Consider the following 17,246-nt stretch of genomic DNA (forward strand, 5'->3'; position numbering starts at 1 on the left):
GAGGTCGAGTACAACCGCAGCCGGCTCCGTCGGCACCCCGACTACGGGTACGTCACTCCACTCGAAACGAGATCCTTGCTCAGGCAGAACCTCGTCCCGGCAGCGTAAACACCCGCTGTCCAGTTCGCGGGGGGAACTTCAGGGGGCTTCTCGCCTGGGGTTGCTGCTCGCATGCGCCTTGTCGACGGTCGGCGGGTGTTCGTGAAGGCGGTGGGCCCTGAACCAAACCCCGACACCCCTGACCTCCACCGATCCGAGGCACGGATCACCGCGGCCTTGCCGATCGCAGCGCCTGTGCCGCAGCTGCTCATGACTTTGGACCTCGAAGGCTGGGTCGTTTTGGTCTTCGAAGACGTCGACGGGAGAATGCCGGCCCAGCCGTGGCGGCTGGACGAGCTCCACCGTGTTCTTGCAGCGGCTAACGAGCTGTCCGTGCTGCTCGATCCTTCGCCGATCGCGGCACCACCGGTTGCTGACCGATTCGGCGAGAAGTTCCAAGGCTGGCGTCGGCTTTCCGCTGCTTCCGCCGATGGGACAGACGACCTGGCCTGGCTCGATCCCTGGGCACGACGCAATCTGGGACACCTCGTCGACCGAGAAGCCGCCTGGATCGCAGCTGCAGCCGGCAGTGCCTTGATCCATGGCGATCTGCGGGCGGACAACGTTTTGCTGACCGACGACCGCGTCATGGTCGTCGACTGGCCGTGGGCCGCAGTCGGAGCTTCGTGGTTTGACGTCGTCGCGATGGGCCCGAGCGTGATCATGCAGGGCGCCCCGGATGCCGTGAGTCTTCTTGATCAGCACCTGTTCGCTCGTGGTGCCGACCCGGAAGATGTCACCACCGTGCTCATCGCTGCGGCTGGATACTTCCTTCGTCAGTCCGTGCAGGCCCCGCCGCCGGGGCTGCCGACGGTGCGGGACTTTCAGCGTGCTCAGGGTCAAGCTGCACTCCATTGGGTGCGTGAGCGGACACATTGGCGATAGAGCCTCGGGAGACCCCGAGGTCAAGTTCCTGGTGAATCGGGGCGTGGGCGTGGGATGCCGAGGTCGGCGACGGGTCTCTTGACGAGGCGGGCGGCCTCGGCCTGCTTGGCACGGAGGAAGGTCAGGGTCGAGTCGATGCCTTCGACCTCGCCGAGCCAGTGCTCTTCCTGGGCTCGCTTGCGGCGCAGGAGGAGGTCCTTCTCGATCTCCGCGAGGCGGGGCAGCATCTTGGGGTTGACCTGGAGCATTGGGCAGCGGATGCAGGCTTCTCTGAACTTGCCGGTTGGACCCCTGGACCGCCTCCGGGGTCTCGATAGAGTCGGAGTGATGACTGGGAACCGAGGCCGTTGGCCGAAGATTGATGAGGAACGCGGCGTTGAGGACGTGACGCTTCTGATCTTGGAGTGGCTGGGCGAGCAGGATGTGAATGCCATGATCAGGATGGACGCCGGGAGACTGGCTGACAACGCGCCGGCGTGGACGTTCACTGCCAGCGGCGGCCCGTTGGCGCATGGGATGCGAGCCGATGGGAGGACTGTTCAGCAGTGCATGTCCGTTGCTCTGGCCCGCCTGCGCGACTCCAGTCTGTCGGTTCCGTTCTGATCTTCGACCGCCTCTGCTGAAACCTCGCCTTGGGACAGACCTGCATCATGGTCGGATGATGCCCGGTCCCGCGGCCGGCAGCCCCGGTCCGGGCCCCGCACAGGGGGGGTGCGGCATCCCCGGCGCACCCCCGCGGTTCTAGGCCGACACCAGCAGCCGCCCGCCGCGCCTGGCGTGCGCCAGGGCCTCGGGCGTGAGCACCGGACGGGGAACGAGAATCCCGCAGTCCGCGCAGACCGGGCCCGAGGAGGGCTCGTGGTCCAGGTCGTACCTCCACATCAGACGCGCCCCGCCGCAGACCGGGCAGCCTGCCCCCGGCGCGCGCTCCAGGGCCGCGATCAGCCGCCGCAGCACCTCCGCCAGCGGCTCCCGGGGGTGGATCCGCGGGTCGTCGCACCAGGCGACGCCGAAGCCGCCCCACGTCAGCCGGTGCCAGTCGTCCACGCTGCCAGGCCTGCGCAGCCCGTCGTGCTTCTCCTTCCTGCGGCGCTCGGCGAACCCGGCCTCATAGGCCAGCCACACCGACCGCGCTTCCTCCAACTCGTCCAGCGCGGCCACGAGCCGCACCGGGTCGGGGGACCTGTCCTCGGGGCCGAAGCCCCAGTGCGTGCACAGATGGTCCCAGGTCGCCCTGTGTCCGTAAGGGGCGAACCTCTCAAGGCACTTGCGCAGTGAGTACCGCCGCAGCGCCAGATCGCACCGCGGGTCCCGCACCTGTCTCGCCAGGCTTCGGAAACCGGCCATCGCCTTGCACCTCCCTCACACCTGCACCTGTACTTCGGTCATGTCGGCCGCGTCGCACGCCATCCGCGTGTGCGGCCCGACGGCGTCCGTCGCCGTCGGGTGTCCGTCGGCGCCGTCCGTCGTCGATCCTCCTTCGTCCGCCCCCGTCGCCCTTCGACATCGCCGAGTAGACGCGTCGACAGGCGATTCGGCTCCATCCGTTTCCCGATGCGGCCCATAACGCCGCCCCGCTTGACCTCTCGGCCTCTCGTTGAAACGCCGAAAGTTGACGCATGTTCATCTTCACACGCGGGGATACCGCCGGTAACGTCCGGCCAACCCCACGTCGGTAGGAGCCGCCCATGTCATGGCGCACCCCACGAAGCACCGCTGACAGACAGAGAACTCCTCGCAGATTCCCCGGGTTCCTGAAGGCCGCCGGCGCATGCGCGCTCTTGGCCGGGCTTTTGTCGCCGCTTTCCACACCCGCGGTGGCGGCCACCGGGACCTCCGCTGTGAACGACTACTGCGGCGGCAGGTGTTCGGACATCCTCCCGCCGGGCGAGAACGGCAACGCCACCCTCGTCCAGATCCTGTTCAACCAGGCCTTCGGCACCCAGCCGGCGCACGCCGAGGATCAACTCGGCCCGTACGCGAACCTGGCCACCGGCTACCCCGCCCTCACCGCGGACAAGATCAACACTTTCTTCAACGACGCCTCCTTCGGTGTCCCTTCCGACCAGATCGCGTCCACCCGGAGGCCCGCGGGTCGCACCGACGTCACCATCGTCCGCGACAAGAGGACCGGCGTCCCGCACATCACCGGCACCACCCGCTACGGCACCGAGTTCGGTGCCGGCTACGCCGCGGCCCAGGACCGGCTGTGGCTGATGGACATCTTCCGGCACGTGGGCCGGGGCCAGTTGACCTCCTTCGCGGGCGGCGCCGCCGCCAACCAGGGGCTGGAGCAGCAGTTCTGGCGCAACGCGCCCTACACCGAGGCCGAGCTCCAGGCCCAGATCGACCGGGCCGTCACGACCAACGGCGACCGGGGCCGGCAGGCCCTCGCCGACGCCGACGCCTACCTGGCCGGCATCAACGCCTACATCGACGCCTCCGACAGGGGCCGGTACTTCCCCGGCGAGTACGTCCTGACCGGCCACAAGAACGCCATCACCAACTCCGGCACCATCGCCCATTTCAAGATCACCGACCTGGTGGCGCTCGGTTCGGTCGTCGGCGCCCTCTTCGGATCCGGGGGCGGCGGTGAGGTGAACAACGCGCTCTCCCTGCTGGCCGCACAGGCCAAGTACGGCGTGGAGGAGGGCACCGAGGTCTGGGAGTCCTTCCGCGAGCGCAACGACCCCGAGGCCGTCCTCACCGTCCACGACGGCCGGAGCTTCCCGTACGCCACCCGCCCCGACGACCCCCGCGGCACGGCCCTGCCCGACCCCGGCTCGGTCACCTCGGAGCCCCTCGTCCACGACCGCACCGGCAGTGCCGCGACCAGCGCCGCGACCGCGGCCTCCGGCGCCGTGGCGAAGGCCGCCGTCAGTTCCGCCCGGCGCGGCATGTCCAACGCCCTCGTGGTCAGCGGCGAGCACACCGCGAGCGGCCACCCCGTCGCCGTCTTCGGCCCGCAGACCGGCTACTTCGCCCCGCAGCTGCTGATGCTCCAGGAGATCCAGGGCCCCGGCATCAGCGCCCGCGGCGCCTCGTTCGCCGGACTCAGCTTCTACGTCGAACTCGGTCGTGGCCAGGACTACGCCTGGAGCGCCACCACCTCCGGCCAGGACATCATCGACACCTACGCCGTCGAGCTGTGCCAGGACGACTACCACTACCTCTACCGCGGTACCTGCACCGCCATGGAGAAGGTCGAGCGGAAGAACGCCTGGAAGCCGACCGTCGCCGACGGAACGGCCGCGGGCTCGTACACCATGCGGGTCTGGCGCACGGCCTACGGCCCGGTCGAGTACCGCGCGACCGTCGGCGGAAAGAAGGTCGCCTACACCAGCCTGCGCTCGTCGTTCCTCCACGAGGCCGACTCGATCATCGGCTTCCAGATGCTGAACGACCCCGGCTACGTCACCGGTCCCGCGTCCTTCCAGAGCGCGGTGCGGCACATCAACTACACCTTCAACTGGTTCTACGCCGACGACCGGCACACCGCGTACTACAACAGCGGCGACAACCCGGTGCGCGCGGCCGGCGTGGACGCCGAGTTCCCGGTGTGGGCGCGGCCGGAGTACGAGTGGCGGGGCTGGGACCCGGCGCCCAACACCGCCGACTACACCCCGCCGTCCGCCCACCCCAACTCCGTCGACCAGGACTACTACATCTCCTGGAACAACAAGCAGGCCGAGGGGTACGCCGCCGCCTCCTGGGGCAACGGGCCGGTGCACCGCGGCAACCTGCTCGACGACCGCGTGAAGCGTCTGGTCGCCGCCGGCGGCGTCACCCGCACCTCCCTCGTGCAGGCGATGGCCGAGGCGGGCGTCTCCGATCTGCGCGCCGAGGACGTGCTGCCGGACCTGCTGAGGGTCGTCACCGATTCTCCGGTGACCGATCCCACGGCGGCCGCGGCGGCGAGCCGGCTCCAGTCCTGGGTCGCCGCCGGCGCCCGGCGCACCGAGACGTCGGCGGGATCCGGGAAGTACGCCGACGCCGACGCGATCCGCATCCTCGACGCCTGGTGGCCGCTGCTGGTCAAGGCCGAGTTCGAGCCCGGTCTCGGGAGCGACCTGTACTCCGCCTTCACCGCCGACCTGCCGGTCGACGAGGCGCCGTCCGCCGGCCACGGCCCCACCGGGGCGCACGCCGGAAGCTCCTTCCAGTACGGCTGGTGGAGCTACGTCGACAAGGACATCCGTGCGGTGCTCGGCGAGCCGGTCCGGGGACCCCTCGCCCGGACCTACTGCGGCGGCGGCAGCCTCACCGGCTGCCGGGACGTGCTGATCGGCACCCTGAAGGAAGCGGCGGGCAGGACCGCCTCCCAGGTCTACCCGGGAGACGACCAGTGCTCGGCGGGTGACCAGTGGTGCGCCGACTCGATCGTCCAGCGCACCCTCGGCGGCATCAAGCACCGCCGGATCGGCTGGCAGAACCGGCCCACCTACCAGCAGGTCGTGGAGTTCACCGGACACCGGTGACGGCCGCGGTGGCGGCGGGCCGCCTCACGGGGCGATACGGCCCGCCGCCACCACCACCTGCGCCAGCTCCCGGTGGAGGATGTCGCTGTGCGCCCCGGACGGCGGCCCGCCGCGCCGCACCACGGACGCCGCGTCGACGTTGACGCACCCCGACGCGGGCAGCGAGCCCCGCACCGCCTCGGCCAGCGTCACCGCGCGTGTTCCCGGCACCGCCTGGACGCCGTCGTACCCCATCGCGCCCCACCGGGCCCCCAGCAGGCCCCCGATCCGGATCTCCTCGGCGGCCACCCCGGCGGCGTCGCCCGCCATCCGCGAGGCCATCGGATACAGCGTGCCGAGCGCAGAGTCGTACCGGGAGTGACAGCACACCACCGGGCCGTCGACCCGGCCCTGCCGGCCCCGCAGCACACCTCCCGCGCGCGGGTCGTGCGGGAGCCGGGAGGCGAACGCGTAGTGCGAGAAGGCCCCCTGGAGCAGGGTCACCGACTTCACCGTGCGGACCCCCTCGGGCAGACCGCGCAGCGCGAACGACACCAGCCGCGCCCCGAAGCTGTGGCCGACGAGATGCACCCGCACACCGGGGCCGGCCGCGGCCAGCCGCCCGATCACCGGGCCCAGCCCGCGCTCGCCGACCACGCCGGCGCGCCGCTTCATCGCGTAGTACGTCGCCTGCCGCAGCAGCTCGCGGGCGCCGTGCCAGGGGTTCGGCAGCGAGAACCCCTCGCCCCCGCCGACCGGTTCGAGTCCCGCCAGCGCCTCGGAGAACTCCCGGCACACCTCGGCCACCGGCCGGTGGAACATCGCAGGGCCGTCCGGCGGCACTCCGTCCACCAGGGTGTCCGCGGCGAACACCGCCTGCGTCCCGGACGGCGCGGCCTCCACCAGCAGCCGCACCAGTCGCCCGAATCCCTCCAGTTCCGCCTGCCCGCGCGGCTGCCGCTCCAGCAGGAGCGCGATCCGGTCGACGGCCTGCTCCTGCCCGGGGAAGGTCGCCCGCAGGGCCTCCAGGGTGTCCTCGTCCAGCGCGGGTCGGCGTGCCGCCGTCGCGGCCACGGACCGCGGGAAGTCGGGGATCGGCTCGTCGGAGAACCGCATCGACGGCCACACCACACCGGCGAACCCGAGCCCGGCCCGCGGCGCGAGCCCGGGGAAGGGGGCGAGGAAGCGGCTGAACAACCGGGTGGCACCGGAGCGGTCGGTGTTCCAGCCGTGCGCGAAGACCACCAGGTGCCGCACGCCGCGAGCGGTCACCTCGGCCGTCAGCCGGTCCCGCCGGCGGCCGTCGGCGTCTCCGTCCGCATCGAAGGTCAGCTCCCAGTAAGGAGCCACGCTCATCTCCGTCCCTGCCATGCCAGACCCCCTCGTCCGAAACGGCGCGTCGATACGGGCGCATCGTCCTGCGAACAGAGGGACTTGGCCATACGTCACGGCAGTACGGACGCGCCGACCGCGTCGCCGGTACAGCAGGTACCGCTCGCGCGTCCGGCGGAAGGCCGCGAGCTCCCGCCGCCATCCCCGCGCGACCGCGTCGGTGTCGGTGTCGGCGTCGATCGTGGCGCTCACCCGGACAGAGCCCGTGAGCCTGTCGGCTGTGGCGGTTCGGCGCGGTCCGGTCGTGTCCGGTTCGCTCCTGCCGGGTCCGGCCCTGTCCGGATCCGGTCGGGCTTCGGCCGGCGGAGTGGCACGGTGAGCACCTCCTGGCGCATACAGGTTGGGCCGGTCACCCCTTCCTTCACACATACCGACCGGTTAGTCTGGCGCGGCAGGAGGCCGGAGCCGAATCGCGTCGCGTCGAAGGAGACCGATGGTGGAAGCCGTTGAGGGTGCTGGGGTCGTCGTCACGGGTGCCGGCGGCGGGATCGGGGCCGCGCTGGCCCGCCGGTTCGCCGCACAAGGGGCCAGGGTCGTGGTCAACGACCTCGACGCGGACAAGGCGAAGGCGGTCGCCGACGAGATCGGCGGTAGCGCCGTGCCCGGCGACGCCTCCGCGATCGTCGCCGAGGCGCGCGAGGTGCTGGGCGGCACCGTCGACGTCTACTGCGCCAACGCCGGCGTCCCCTCCGGCGGCTCGGAGTCCGCCGAGGAGGACGTCTGGGCGCTCGCCTGGGACGTCAACGTCATGGCGCACGTCCGCGCGGCCCATCTGCTGCTCCCGGACTGGCTGGCGCGCGGCAGCGGCCGATTCGTCTCGACCGTGTCCGCCGCCGGCCTGCTGACGATGATCGGCGCCGCCCCCTACAGCGTCACCAAGCACGGTGCCTACGCCTTCGCCGAGTGGCTGTCGCTGACCTACCGCCACCGCGGGATCAAGGTGCACGCCGTCTGCCCGCAGGGCGTGCGCACCGACATGCTGGCCGGCAGCGGCAGCGCGGGCGACCTGGTGCTCAGGCCGACCGCGATCGAGCCCGAGGACGTGGCCGACGCCCTGTTCCGGGGCATCGAGGAGGACCGGTTCCTGGTCCTGCCGCACCCCGAGGTCGCCGAGTACTACCGGGCCCGGGCCGCCGACCCGGAGCGCTGGCTGGTCAACATGAACCACATCCAGCAGAAGTGGGAGGCCGCAGAGTGACCGGGTACGCCGCCCAGCCCTGGCGGGACCTCCTCACCGAGGTCCAGCGCGCCCCGGTGGACCCGGCCCCCTCCCTGGTGCACGCCCTGCGCCGGGCCGTCGCCGAGGTGCCGGAGCGGACCTTCCTCACCTACTTCGACGGGCGCCTGACCTACCGCGAGACCGAGGAGCTCAGCGACTCCGTCGCCGGCCGTCTCGCGGCCGGCGGCGTCGGACGAGGCGACCGCGTGGCCGTCCTGCTCCAGAACTCCCCGCACTTCGTGCTCGCGGTGCTCGGTGCCTGGAAGGCCGGCGCGATCGTCGTCCCCGTCAACCCGATGTACAAGTCCGCCGAGGTGGCCCACGTACTGCGCGACGCCGAGGCCTCCGCGCTGATCTGCTCCGACCGGGCCTGGGAGTCGTACCTGAGGACGACGGCCGCCGACTCCCCGGTCCGTGTCGTGCTCACCGCCTGCGAGCGGGACTTCCAGACCGCCGACGACGCGCGCGTGCTCTCCTTCGAGCGGCTCCCGCTGGCCGCCGACGCCGACGACCTGACCGCCGTCGCCCGCGCCGGCCACCCGGCCCCCGAGGGGCGCGTCCCCGCGTCCGGCGAGATCGCGCTCATCAGCTACACCTCGGGCACCAGCGGCACCCCCAAGGGCGCCACCAACACGCACGGCAACATCATGTACAACGCCGAGCGGCAGCGGACCGGGCTGGCGCTGCCCGAGGCACCGGTCTACTTCGCCATGGCCCCGCTGTTCCACATCACCGGCATGGTCGCCCAGTTCGCTGCCTGTCTGACCAGCGCGGGCACGCTGGTCCTGGCGTACCGCTTCGAGGCGGGCGTCGTCCTGGACGCGTTCGCCGCACACCGCCCGCACTACACGGTCGGCCCGTCGACCGCGTTCATGGCGCTGGCCGCCCACCCCGGCTGCACCCGCGAGCACTTCGCGTCCTTCGCCGCCATCGCCTCCGGCGGCGCCCCGCTGCCGCCGGCCCTGGTGGAGAAGTTCCGGGCCGGTTTCGGACCGTACATCCGCAACGGGTACGGCCTCACCGAGTGCACCGCCCCCTGCGCCGCCGTGCCCCCGCACCTGGAGGCACCCGTCGATCCGGTCTCCGGCACCCTTGCCGTCGGCCTGCCCGGCCCCGACACCGTGGTCCGGATCGTCGACGAGGAGGGCCGAGAGGTGCCCTTCGGCGAGCAGGGCGAGATCCTGGTGCGCGGACCGCAGGTCGTGCCGGGCTACTGGCGCCGCCCCGACGCCACCGCCGAGACCTTCCCCGGCGGGGAACTGCGCACCGGCGACATCGGCTTCATGGACGAGCAGGGCTGGCTGTACGTGGTCGACCGCAAGAAGGACATGATCAACGCGTCCGGCTTCAAGGTCTGGCCGCGTGAGGTCGAGGACGTGCTCTACACACACCCGGCGGTACGCGAGGCGGCCGTCGTCGGGGTGCCCGACGGGTACCGCGGGGAGACCGTCAAGGCGTACATCAGTCTGCGTCCGGGCGCCGAGACGGCCCCGGACGACCTGGCGGCCTACTGCAAGGAGAGACTGGCCGCGTACAAATACCCCCGTCAGGTGGAGATCCTGCCCGACCTGCCCAAGACGGCAAGTGGGAAGATCCTCCGGCGGGAACTGCGTTCCCGCACGCAACAGAACCGTTAGGAACCACGGAAAGGCAGGTGGCGGCAGTGCCCAGGACGACGGACACGGACGGCACACCCGTGCCGCAGCGGCTCCTGGCCGCCGCCACCCGGCTCTTCGCCGAGCAGGGCTACGACCGGACCTCGGTGCAGGAGATCGTCGAGGCCGCGGGCGTCACCAAGGGGGCGCTCTACCACTACTTCGGCTCCAAGGACGACCTGCTGCACGAGGTGTACGCGCGCGTCCTGCGCGTCCAGCAGGAACGGCTGGACCACTTCGCCGAGATGGACGCGCCGGTGGAGAAGCGGTTGCGGGGCGCGGCGGCCGACGTCGTGGTCACGACCATCGAGAACCTCGACGACGCGTCGATCTTCTTCCGGTCGATGCACCATCTCAGCCCCGAGAAGAACAAGCAGGTCCGTGCCGAGCGCCGCCGCTACCACGAGCGCTTCCGCGCCCTCATCGAGGAGGGGCAGCGAGAGGGCGTCTTCTCCACGGCCACGCCGGCGGACCTGGTGGTGGACTACCACTTCGGCTCGGTCCACCACCTGTCCACCTGGTACCGCCCCGACGGCCCGCTCAGCCCGCAGGAGGTCGCCGACCACCTGGCCGACCTGCTGCTGCGCGCACTGCGCCCCTGACAGGGGCCCGTGCCACGCCCGCTCCCGGGCGCACCGCCCACCGGGCCCGCACCCGTGCGGCGCGCTCGGGTACGGGCCCGGGACGCGGGGGGCGGCCCTGCGAGGTGACCGGTCGGGCGCCGTGACCGCGGGCGCACGGTGCCGGAACCGGCTCGGACCGGCGTCACGGACCGGCCGAGGACCGAGGCGTGAACCGGGCGAGATCCGCCCCCGTGCCTCGGCAGGCCCGGACGCGGACCGGCACAGGCACGGGACTGTGGACGGGCGAGGGCGCCGGACCGGCGTCGGCCGGATCCGACACGCGGACCGGCGCGGGAGGGGCGACCGCTCCCGCGTCCGCCCCTCCCGCGCCGCCTCAGAGGCACTTCAGAGGTACTTCTTCAGCTCCCGCCGCGCCAGCGACCGCTGGTGCACCTCGTCCGGACCGTCGGCGATCATCAGTGTGCGGGCTCCGGCGTAGAGCTCGGCCAGCGGGAAGTCCTGGCTGACGCCTCCCGCGCCGTGCAACTGGATGGCCCGGTCGATGATGTCGACGACCGCACGCGGGGTGGCGATCTTGATGGCCTGGATCTCGGTGTGGGCGCCCCGGTTGCCCACGGTGTCCATCAGCCAGGCCGTCTTCAGCACCAGCAGCCGCAGCTGCTCCACCGTCACCCGCGCGTCGGCGATCCAGTTGTGGACGACGCCCTGCTGCCCCAGCGCCTTGCCGAAGGCCGTCCGGGACACCGCCCGGCGGCACATCAGCTCGATCGCCCGCTCCGCCATGCCGATCAGCCGCATGCAGTGGTGGATGCGGCCCGGACCCAGACGGGCCTGGGCGATGGCGAAGCCACCGCCCTCCTCGCCGATCAGATGGGACACCGGCACACGCGCGTGGTCGAAGACGATCTCGGCGTGGCCGCCGTGGAAGTGGTCCTCGTAGCCGAAGACCTGCATGGCACGCCGCACCGTGACGCCCGGGGTGTCGCGCGGCACCAGGACCATGGACTGCTGGCGGCGGATGTCCGGGCCGTCCGGGTCCGTCTTCCCCATCACGATGAAGATCGAGCAGTTCGGGTCCATCGCCCCGGAGATGTACCACTTGCGGCCGGTGATGACGTACTCGTCGCCGTCCCGCTCGATGCGCGTGGTGATGTTGGTGGCGTCCGAGGAGGCCACGTCCGGCTCCGTCATGGCGAACGCCGAGCGGATCTCACCGGCGAGCAGCGGCTCCAGCCACTGCTTCTTCTGCCAGTCGTCGCCGAACTGCGCCAGCACCTCCATGTTGCCGGTGTCCGGCGCGGCGCAGTTGGTCGCGGTGGGCGCCAGCTGCGGGGAGCGCCCGGTGATCTCGGCCAGCGGCGCGTACTGGAGGTTCGTCAGGCCGGCGCCGTACGCGGCGTCCGGCAGGAAGAGGTTCCACAGGCCCTGCCGGCGGGCCTCGGCCTTCAGCTCCTCCACCACCGCCGGGGTGTCCCACGGGGAGGCGAGCCGTGCGCGCTGCTCGTGGGCGACGGGCTCGGCCGGGTGGACGTACTCGTCCATGAAGGCGAGCAGTCGTGCGCGCAGTTCCTCGGTACGGGCGTCGAACGCGAAGTCCATGGCGGGTCAGCCTTCCTGGAGACCGTCGTGAAGAGTCGTCAGGCCGTGCTCGATGAAGACGGGGACCAGGTCGCCGATGCGGTCGAAGCCCCGCCCGACCGTCTGGCCCAGCGTGTAGCGGTAGTGGATGCCCTCCAGGATCACGGCGAGCTTGAACCAGGCGAACGCCGTGTACCAGGAGACGGCCGACACGTCCCGCCCGGACCGCTCGGCGTACCGGGCGATCAGTGCGGAGGGAGCCGGATGGCCGGGTGCCTCGGCTGTGGTGGAGACCGGCGAGCCGGCCATGCCCAGCGGCGTGCTGTACATCACCAGCAGCCCCAGGTCGGTCAGCGGGTCGCCGAGCGTGGACATCTCCCAGTCGAGCACGGCCTTGATCGTGTCGTCGGCGCCGATGAGGACGTTGTCGAGGCGGTAGTCGCCGTGCACCACCGCGGGGGCGGGGGAGCGGGGCAGCGCACGGCCGAGCGCGGCGTGCAGTTCGTCGACGCCGGCCAGCTCGCGGTTGCGGGAGGCGTCCAGCTGCTTGCCCCACCGGCGCAGCTGCCGGTCCAGGAAGCCCTCCGGGCGCCCGAAGTCCTCCAGACCCACCTCGGCGGGTTCGACGGCGTGCAGTCCAACGAGTGTGTCGACGAGGGACAGCACCGTCTCCCGGGTGCGCTGCGGGCCGAGCGGGGCGAGCTGGTCGGCGGTGCGGTACGGGGTGCCCTCGACGAACTCCATGACGTAGAACGGTGCCCCGAGCACCTCCTCGTCCTCGCACAGCAGGACCGGCCGCGGCACCGGCACCGACGTCGGGTGCAACGCGCTGATCACGCGGTGCTCGCGCCGCATGTCGTGCGCGGTGGCCAGCACGTGGCCGAGCGGGGGCCGCCGGACCACCCAGGTCGAGGTGCCGTCGGAGACCTTGTAGGTCAGGTTCGACCGTCCGCCCTCGATCAGCCGGCCGGTCAGAGGCCCCTGCACCAGGCCGGGACGCTCACGGTCGAGCAGGTCGCGCAGCCGTTCGGGATCGAGTCCGGGCGGATGGTCGGGGCTCATGCGGCGCTCCTACGGGTCACTGGGCAACAGAACTCGACTTATCATGCCGACCAGTCGGTATGTCGTCCAGTGCGAGGTGCAAACGTGATCGGGGACACGATAGGCCGACGGCCCTTGGGGCAGTACCCCGAGAGCCGCGCGCCGGTGCGCGGGCGGTCCTTTCCGGCCGGGCCCGGAACCCGGGCCCCGCCCCGCGCCCACGCGTCGGCACCCGTGTCCGCCGCACGTGCGCCGCGCCCGCGGGGCCCGTCGAACCCGCTGGGTGCCGGCTCGCGCCCGCCGGACCCGCCGCTCCGCACCCGCCGCTCCGGACCCGCCGCTCCGGGCCCGGCGAAACCGGACCCGCCGCTCCGGGCCCGGCGAAACCGGACCCGCCGCTCCGGGCCCGCCGCTCCGGGCCCGGCAAAACCGGACCCGGCGAACCGGCGCCGCGCCCTTCCGCCCGGGTCGGTCAGTGGTCGTCCCAGTGGCCGTCGTGCTCCGCGTGGCGGTGGCCGTCGTGGAGGTAGTCGACGTGGTCGCCGTGCAGGACGCTCTCGTGCCCGCAGTCCTGCCCGTGCCGATGCTCGTGCCCCTCGTGCACCACGTGCTCGTCGCGTTCGCACTCGTCCCAATGACCCTGGTGCTCGCGGTGCATGTGGCCGTCGTGCGCGTAGTCCACGTGGTCGCCGTGCGGGACCTCGGTGTGCCCGCACTCCGGTCCGTGGGTGTGGGTGTGGGAGTGGGAGTCGTGTGCGTGGTGCAGGGTCGTCATGGTGCTCACCTTCGGTGACGCGGGGATGCCGACGGACAGGCTGCCACGCGAACGGCGCATATCGGGGCATCCGGCTTGCGTGGCGTCAGGGTACCCCCGAGGGTCGGAGCCATGAAGGCGATCAGCTACAGCCGGTACGGCGGTCCCGAGGTGCTGGAGTACGGGGAGGTGGGCGAGCCCAAGGTCGGGCCCGACGCCGTCCTCGTCAAGGTCCGGGCGGCGGCCGTCAATCCCGTCGACTGGAAGTGCCGGGAGGGCTATCTGGACGGCATGCTCGAAGCCGTCTTCCCGGTCGTCCCCGGCTGGGACGTCTGCGGGGTCGTGGTGCAGCCCGGCGTCTCCGTCACCGAGTACGCCGTCGGTGACGAGGTGATCGGGTACGTCCGTGAGGACTTCCTCTCCCGCGGCACCTTCGCCGAGTACGTCGCCGCCCCCGTGCGCACGCTCGCCCGCAAGCCGCGCAACCTCACCTGGGAGCAGGCCGCCGGGCTGCCGCTGGCCGGGCTCACCGCCTACCAGGTGCTCACCCGGGCGCTCGGCGTCAAGCGCGGCGAGACCGTGCTGGTCCACGCCGCCGCCGGCGGTGTCGGCTCGATCGCCGTCCAGCTCGCCCGGCACTTCGGTGCCCGCGTCATCGGCACGGCGAGCGAGGCCAACCACGACTTCGTGCGGCAGCTGGGCGGTGAGCCGGTCGCCTACGGCGAGGGACTGGTCGACCGCGTGCGGGGGCTGGCGCCCGAGGGGGTCGACGCGGCCTTCGACACCGTCGGCGGTGCGGCGCTGCAGGCCTCGGTGGCCCTCCTGGGTTCCGAGGGGAGGCTGGCCTCCATCGCCGACCCGGACGTGCTCACCTACGGCGGTCGGTACTACTGGGTCCGCCCCGACGCCGAGGACCTCGACCGGCTGTCCGGGCTGGCCGAGCAGGGCGTGGTGGACGTGAACGTCGCCGCGGCCTTCCCGCTGGAACGGGCGGCCGAGGCGCATCGGCTGAGCGAGGGAGGCCACACCCGGGGCAAGGTCGTGGTGACGGTGGGCTGGGAGGAGGGGGAGTCCGCTTGAGGCCCGTCGTGGGCCCGGCCGCTCGGACGGGCCCACGACGGTCCCGGCCGCTCGGACGGCCGGGACCCCGGCCGTCGGGCTGTGCCCGGGCGGGGACCGGTTCAGAGCACGAGGAGCGTCGCGCACAGCGCCAGCGCGACCGTGTACAGCACCGCCGCCGTGGCGTGCCTGGGCGCCAGGGCCGTGGGGCGGCCGGTCGCCGCCAGGGTGCTGATGCGGTGGTGGGCGACGAGCAGGAAACCCAGCCAGAGCAGCGCGCTGACGGCGCACACGGTGAGCCCGATCGCCGACGGGCCGTTCTGCAGAGCGTTCCGGGCGGCGAGGACGGCGACCACCGTGGAGGCCAGCGTCGTACGCCGCCAGGCCAGCCGCGTCCGCTCCGGCTGCAGGCCCGGGTCCCGCCCGCTCACCCCTCCCACCCCGCGATCACGACGACCACCATCGCCACGGCCACGACGGCGACGGCGAGGCTCAGCACGGTCGGGAAGCGCGACAGCGGGAGGTCCTCCCCGCGCCGCATGGCCTGCTCGGCGCGCACCCAGTGGTTCACCGCGCGCAGCGCGCACAGCACGCCGGACGCGAGCAGCGCGAGGGCGAGCCCGACCCGCCAGGCCCAGCGGAGGTCGGGCAGGAACTGGTCCACCGCGAAACCGCCGCCGATCAGTGCCAGCGCGGTGCGCAGCCAGGCGAGGAAGGTGCGCTCGTTCGCCAGTGAGAACCGGTAGTCGGGCGTGCTGCCCTCTTCGCGGATCCGCTGAGGCGCGAACCATAACCGAACATTGCGGGCGAATGGGATCACGTGAGGACCTTACCCGGCGGACTCCTCGCGCCCCTCGGTCCAGAACTCCCTCAGCCGTTCGAACGCCGCCAGCCCGTCCGGTACCCACGTCCACTCCGCGAGACGCCGTTCGACCTCCTCCTCGGGCAGGAAGTCGTGCCAGGCGACCTCCTCGACCTGGGGGCTGACCGGCAGGTCGCAGCGCACCTCGTACACCGCCGACCACCAGCTGTGTCCGGCGCCGTCGTCGTACAGGAACTTGAAGAGGAACCGCGGCCGGGGCAGCCCGCTCACCCCCAGTTCCTCCTCGGCCTCGCGCAGGGCGGCGTCGTCGTAGGCCTCGCCCGCGCCGACGACCCCGCCGACGAACATGTCGTACAGGGAGGGGAAGACCAGCTTGGTCGGGGTGCGGCGGTGCACGAAGACGCGGCCCGCCCCGTCGCGGGCCTGGACGAAGACGCAGCGGTGGCGCAGGCCCCTGGCGTACGCCTCGCCCCGCGACCACTGGCCGACGACCCGGTCCTGGTCGTCGACGATGTCGAGAATCTCGTCGGCAGCGCTCATGGCCCCATCCAAGCAGCCCGCCCGCGCCCCGGGAGCTGTTCCCGGACCCTGTCCCGCCTTCGTCCGGCGGGGGCGATCCGGGCCTGTCGGGTGTGCGGACCGGTGCCGGGAACCGGCGGTGGGCCACACGGGGGTCGGCGGGGCGGGACGGTGGGGCTCGGCGGGCCGGCGCGGGCGCGGGCGGAACGTGCCGGCTCAGCTCGGCTGGAGGGCGGGGACCCGCTCCGGTTTCGCGGAGCCGCAGGGCATCGCGGGGTGCAGTCCCAGCAGGACGATGCCGGTCACGATCGCCGCGAGGCCGGCCGCCTCCCAGGTCAGGGCACCTACGTCGGTGCGCAGGCGGTCGCCGAGGAACCCCACGCCGCAGGCGATGCCGGCCAGGGGCTGGGCGGCGGTCAGTGCGGGCAGGGACATGCGCAGGGAAGCGGTCTCGAAGGCGCTCTGCACCAGGACCAGCCCGGTGACCCCGAGTGTCACCACGGCGTACGGCTGCCAGCCGGTCAGCAGCTCCTGCAGGCCGCCCGCGGAGAAGCGCTGGCCGCTGATCCGGGTGAGCGCGTCCTGCACTCCGTACAGCAGGCCCGCGGCCACGGCCAGCAGCATCGGGCCGATGCTCAGCCGGGAGCGCTTGGCGTAGGTCGTCAGGAGCAGCGCGAGGCCGGTCATCGCGCCGATGATGAGCCAGTGCCGCAGGGGGTCCGGCACCGCGGTGCCGCCCCGCGGCCGGCCCGCCACGATGAACGCGGTCACCCCGCCCGCGAGGAGGGCCAGCCCGGACCAGCCCTGCCGGCCCAGCGGCTGCCGGGTGCGGTGGCGGGACAGGGCCATGGCGAACAGCAGGTTCGTCGCCAGCAGCGGCTCCACCAGCGAGATCTCGCCCTGGCCGAGCGCGACCGCGCCCAGCGCCATGCCGAGGGCCATCAGCCCGATGCCACCCAGCCAGCTCGGCACCTTCATCAGGTCCAGGAGGATGCGGGGGGAGAGGAAGTCGCCGAGCGGTGCTCGCTGTGCTGCGCTCTGCTGGAGGACGAACCCGAAGCCCAGGCAGCATGCCGCGCTCACGGCGAGAACAAGGATGAGAACCGACACGCTGCGTACCTCGATCGTCCGGCCGGGACACGGGTCGTAAGGGCCGACTGTAGCGTCCCAGGGCCGGCGGG

General features: G+C 72.2%; 17 protein-coding genes and 1 pseudogene. 7 read left to right on the plus strand and 11 right to left on the minus strand.

Annotation, left to right across the window (positions count from 1 at the left end; translation table 11 throughout):
• The first annotated feature begins 171 nt into the window (after positions 1 to 171).
• Positions 172 to 984 carry a phosphotransferase family protein gene (locus JS756_RS32880; protein WP_205386927.1) on the plus strand — a complete coding sequence of 271 codons (813 nt, stop codon included), beginning with the start codon at positions 172 to 174 and terminating at the stop codon, positions 982 to 984.
• Positions 985 to 1,004: 20 nt separating this feature from the next.
• Here the strand turns inward: JS756_RS32880 and JS756_RS32885 are convergent, their stop codons facing one another.
• Positions 1,005 to 1,232, minus strand: a complete 228-nt coding sequence (locus JS756_RS32885; RefSeq protein ID WP_240204722.1) for a recombinase — start codon at positions 1,230 to 1,232, stop codon at positions 1,005 to 1,007.
• A 79-nt stretch (positions 1,233 to 1,311) separates the two neighbouring features.
• Here JS756_RS32885 and JS756_RS32890 point away from each other — a divergent pair, with 79 nt between their 5' ends.
• A complete protein-coding gene (locus JS756_RS32890) occupies positions 1,312 to 1,587 on the plus strand; it encodes a hypothetical protein (RefSeq protein ID WP_205386928.1) in 276 nt (91 codons plus the stop codon).
• Positions 1,588 to 1,725: 138 nt separating this feature from the next.
• Here the strand turns inward: JS756_RS32890 and JS756_RS32895 are convergent, their stop codons facing one another.
• Positions 1,726 to 2,331: a hypothetical protein gene (locus JS756_RS32895; RefSeq protein WP_205386929.1), complete on the minus strand. Its 606-nt coding sequence runs from the start codon at positions 2,329 to 2,331 to the stop codon at positions 1,726 to 1,728.
• Between the two features lie 341 nt (positions 2,332 to 2,672).
• Here JS756_RS32895 and JS756_RS32900 point away from each other — a divergent pair, with 341 nt between their 5' ends.
• The gene (locus JS756_RS32900; protein ID WP_205386930.1) at positions 2,673 to 5,462 is read left to right on the plus strand and encodes a penicillin acylase family protein; all 2,790 of its coding nucleotides are present in this window, start codon (positions 2,673 to 2,675) and stop codon (positions 5,460 to 5,462) included.
• A 24-nt stretch (positions 5,463 to 5,486) separates the two neighbouring features.
• Here JS756_RS32900 and JS756_RS32905 read toward each other — a convergent pair whose 3' ends face one another.
• Positions 5,487 to 6,812: a serine-threonine protein kinase gene (locus JS756_RS32905; RefSeq protein WP_205386931.1), complete on the minus strand. Its 1,326-nt coding sequence runs from the start codon at positions 6,810 to 6,812 to the stop codon at positions 5,487 to 5,489.
• A gap of 105 nt (positions 6,813 to 6,917) precedes the next feature.
• Positions 6,918 to 7,049: pseudogene (locus JS756_RS37320) on the minus strand (DUF1343 domain-containing protein); the annotation flags it as partial.
• A 217-nt stretch (positions 7,050 to 7,266) separates the two neighbouring features.
• Between JS756_RS37320 and JS756_RS32910 the strand changes: the two are divergent.
• Genes JS756_RS32910 through JS756_RS32920 form a run of 3 tightly spaced genes read left to right on the plus strand, consistent with a single transcriptional unit; the run spans position 7,267 to position 10,309 of the window.
• Complete coding sequence (locus tag JS756_RS32910) at positions 7,267 to 8,031, plus strand: SDR family oxidoreductase (protein ID WP_205386932.1); 765 nt, start codon at positions 7,267 to 7,269, stop codon at positions 8,029 to 8,031.
• Positions 8,028 to 9,689: a class I adenylate-forming enzyme family protein gene (locus JS756_RS32915; protein WP_205386933.1), complete on the plus strand. Its 1,662-nt coding sequence runs from the start codon at positions 8,028 to 8,030 to the stop codon at positions 9,687 to 9,689. The genes JS756_RS32910 and JS756_RS32915 overlap by 4 nt, the downstream gene beginning before the upstream one ends.
• Before the next feature lie 26 nt (positions 9,690 to 9,715).
• Positions 9,716 to 10,309 carry a TetR/AcrR family transcriptional regulator gene (locus JS756_RS32920; protein WP_205386934.1) on the plus strand — a complete coding sequence of 198 codons (594 nt, stop codon included), beginning with the start codon at positions 9,716 to 9,718 and terminating at the stop codon, positions 10,307 to 10,309.
• Positions 10,310 to 10,675: 366 nt separating this feature from the next.
• Here JS756_RS32920 and JS756_RS32925 read toward each other — a convergent pair whose 3' ends face one another.
• The 3 genes from JS756_RS32925 to JS756_RS32935 all read right to left on the minus strand — a co-directional run bounded on the left by JS756_RS32925 (position 10,676) and on the right by JS756_RS32935 (position 13,685).
• Positions 10,676 to 11,890, minus strand: coding sequence for an acyl-CoA dehydrogenase family protein (locus JS756_RS32925; RefSeq protein ID WP_205386935.1), 1,215 nt, complete (start codon positions 11,888 to 11,890; stop codon positions 10,676 to 10,678).
• 6 nt (positions 11,891 to 11,896) lie between these two features.
• Positions 11,897 to 12,931 carry a phosphotransferase family protein gene (locus JS756_RS32930; RefSeq protein WP_205386936.1) on the minus strand — a complete coding sequence of 345 codons (1,035 nt, stop codon included), beginning with the start codon at positions 12,929 to 12,931 and terminating at the stop codon, positions 11,897 to 11,899.
• Between the two features lie 451 nt (positions 12,932 to 13,382).
• Positions 13,383 to 13,685 (minus strand): hypothetical protein, encoded by a 303-nt coding sequence (locus JS756_RS32935; RefSeq protein WP_205386937.1) that lies wholly within the window; start codon positions 13,683 to 13,685, stop codon positions 13,383 to 13,385.
• 111 nt (positions 13,686 to 13,796) lie between these two features.
• Here JS756_RS32935 and JS756_RS32940 point away from each other — a divergent pair, with 111 nt between their 5' ends.
• Positions 13,797 to 14,744, plus strand: coding sequence for an NADP-dependent oxidoreductase (locus JS756_RS32940; RefSeq protein WP_205386938.1), 948 nt, complete (start codon positions 13,797 to 13,799; stop codon positions 14,742 to 14,744).
• 101 nt (positions 14,745 to 14,845) lie between these two features.
• On the opposite strand, the gene JS756_RS32945 is transcribed toward JS756_RS32940, so the two are convergent.
• From JS756_RS32945 to JS756_RS32960, 4 genes are all read right to left on the minus strand, one after another.
• Positions 14,846 to 15,154 (minus strand): DUF202 domain-containing protein, encoded by a 309-nt coding sequence (locus tag JS756_RS32945; RefSeq protein ID WP_307791329.1) that lies wholly within the window; start codon positions 15,152 to 15,154, stop codon positions 14,846 to 14,848.
• Positions 15,151 to 15,543, minus strand: coding sequence for a YidH family protein (locus tag JS756_RS32950; protein WP_205386940.1), 393 nt, complete (start codon positions 15,541 to 15,543; stop codon positions 15,151 to 15,153). Before JS756_RS32950 ends, JS756_RS32945 begins: the two co-directional genes overlap by 4 nt.
• 9 nt (positions 15,544 to 15,552) lie before the next feature.
• The gene (locus tag JS756_RS32955; RefSeq protein WP_205386941.1) at positions 15,553 to 16,086 is read right to left on the minus strand and encodes an NUDIX hydrolase; all 534 of its coding nucleotides are present in this window, start codon (positions 16,084 to 16,086) and stop codon (positions 15,553 to 15,555) included.
• 195 nt (positions 16,087 to 16,281) lie between these two features.
• A complete protein-coding gene (locus JS756_RS32960) occupies positions 16,282 to 17,175 on the minus strand; it encodes a DMT family transporter (protein WP_205386942.1) in 894 nt (297 codons plus the stop codon).
• Between the last annotated feature and the right edge of the window lie 71 nt (positions 17,176 to 17,246).

This window comes from Streptomyces actuosus (assembly GCF_016921115.1).
Taxonomy (GTDB): domain Bacteria; phylum Actinomycetota; class Actinomycetes; order Streptomycetales; family Streptomycetaceae; genus Streptomyces; species Streptomyces actuosus_A.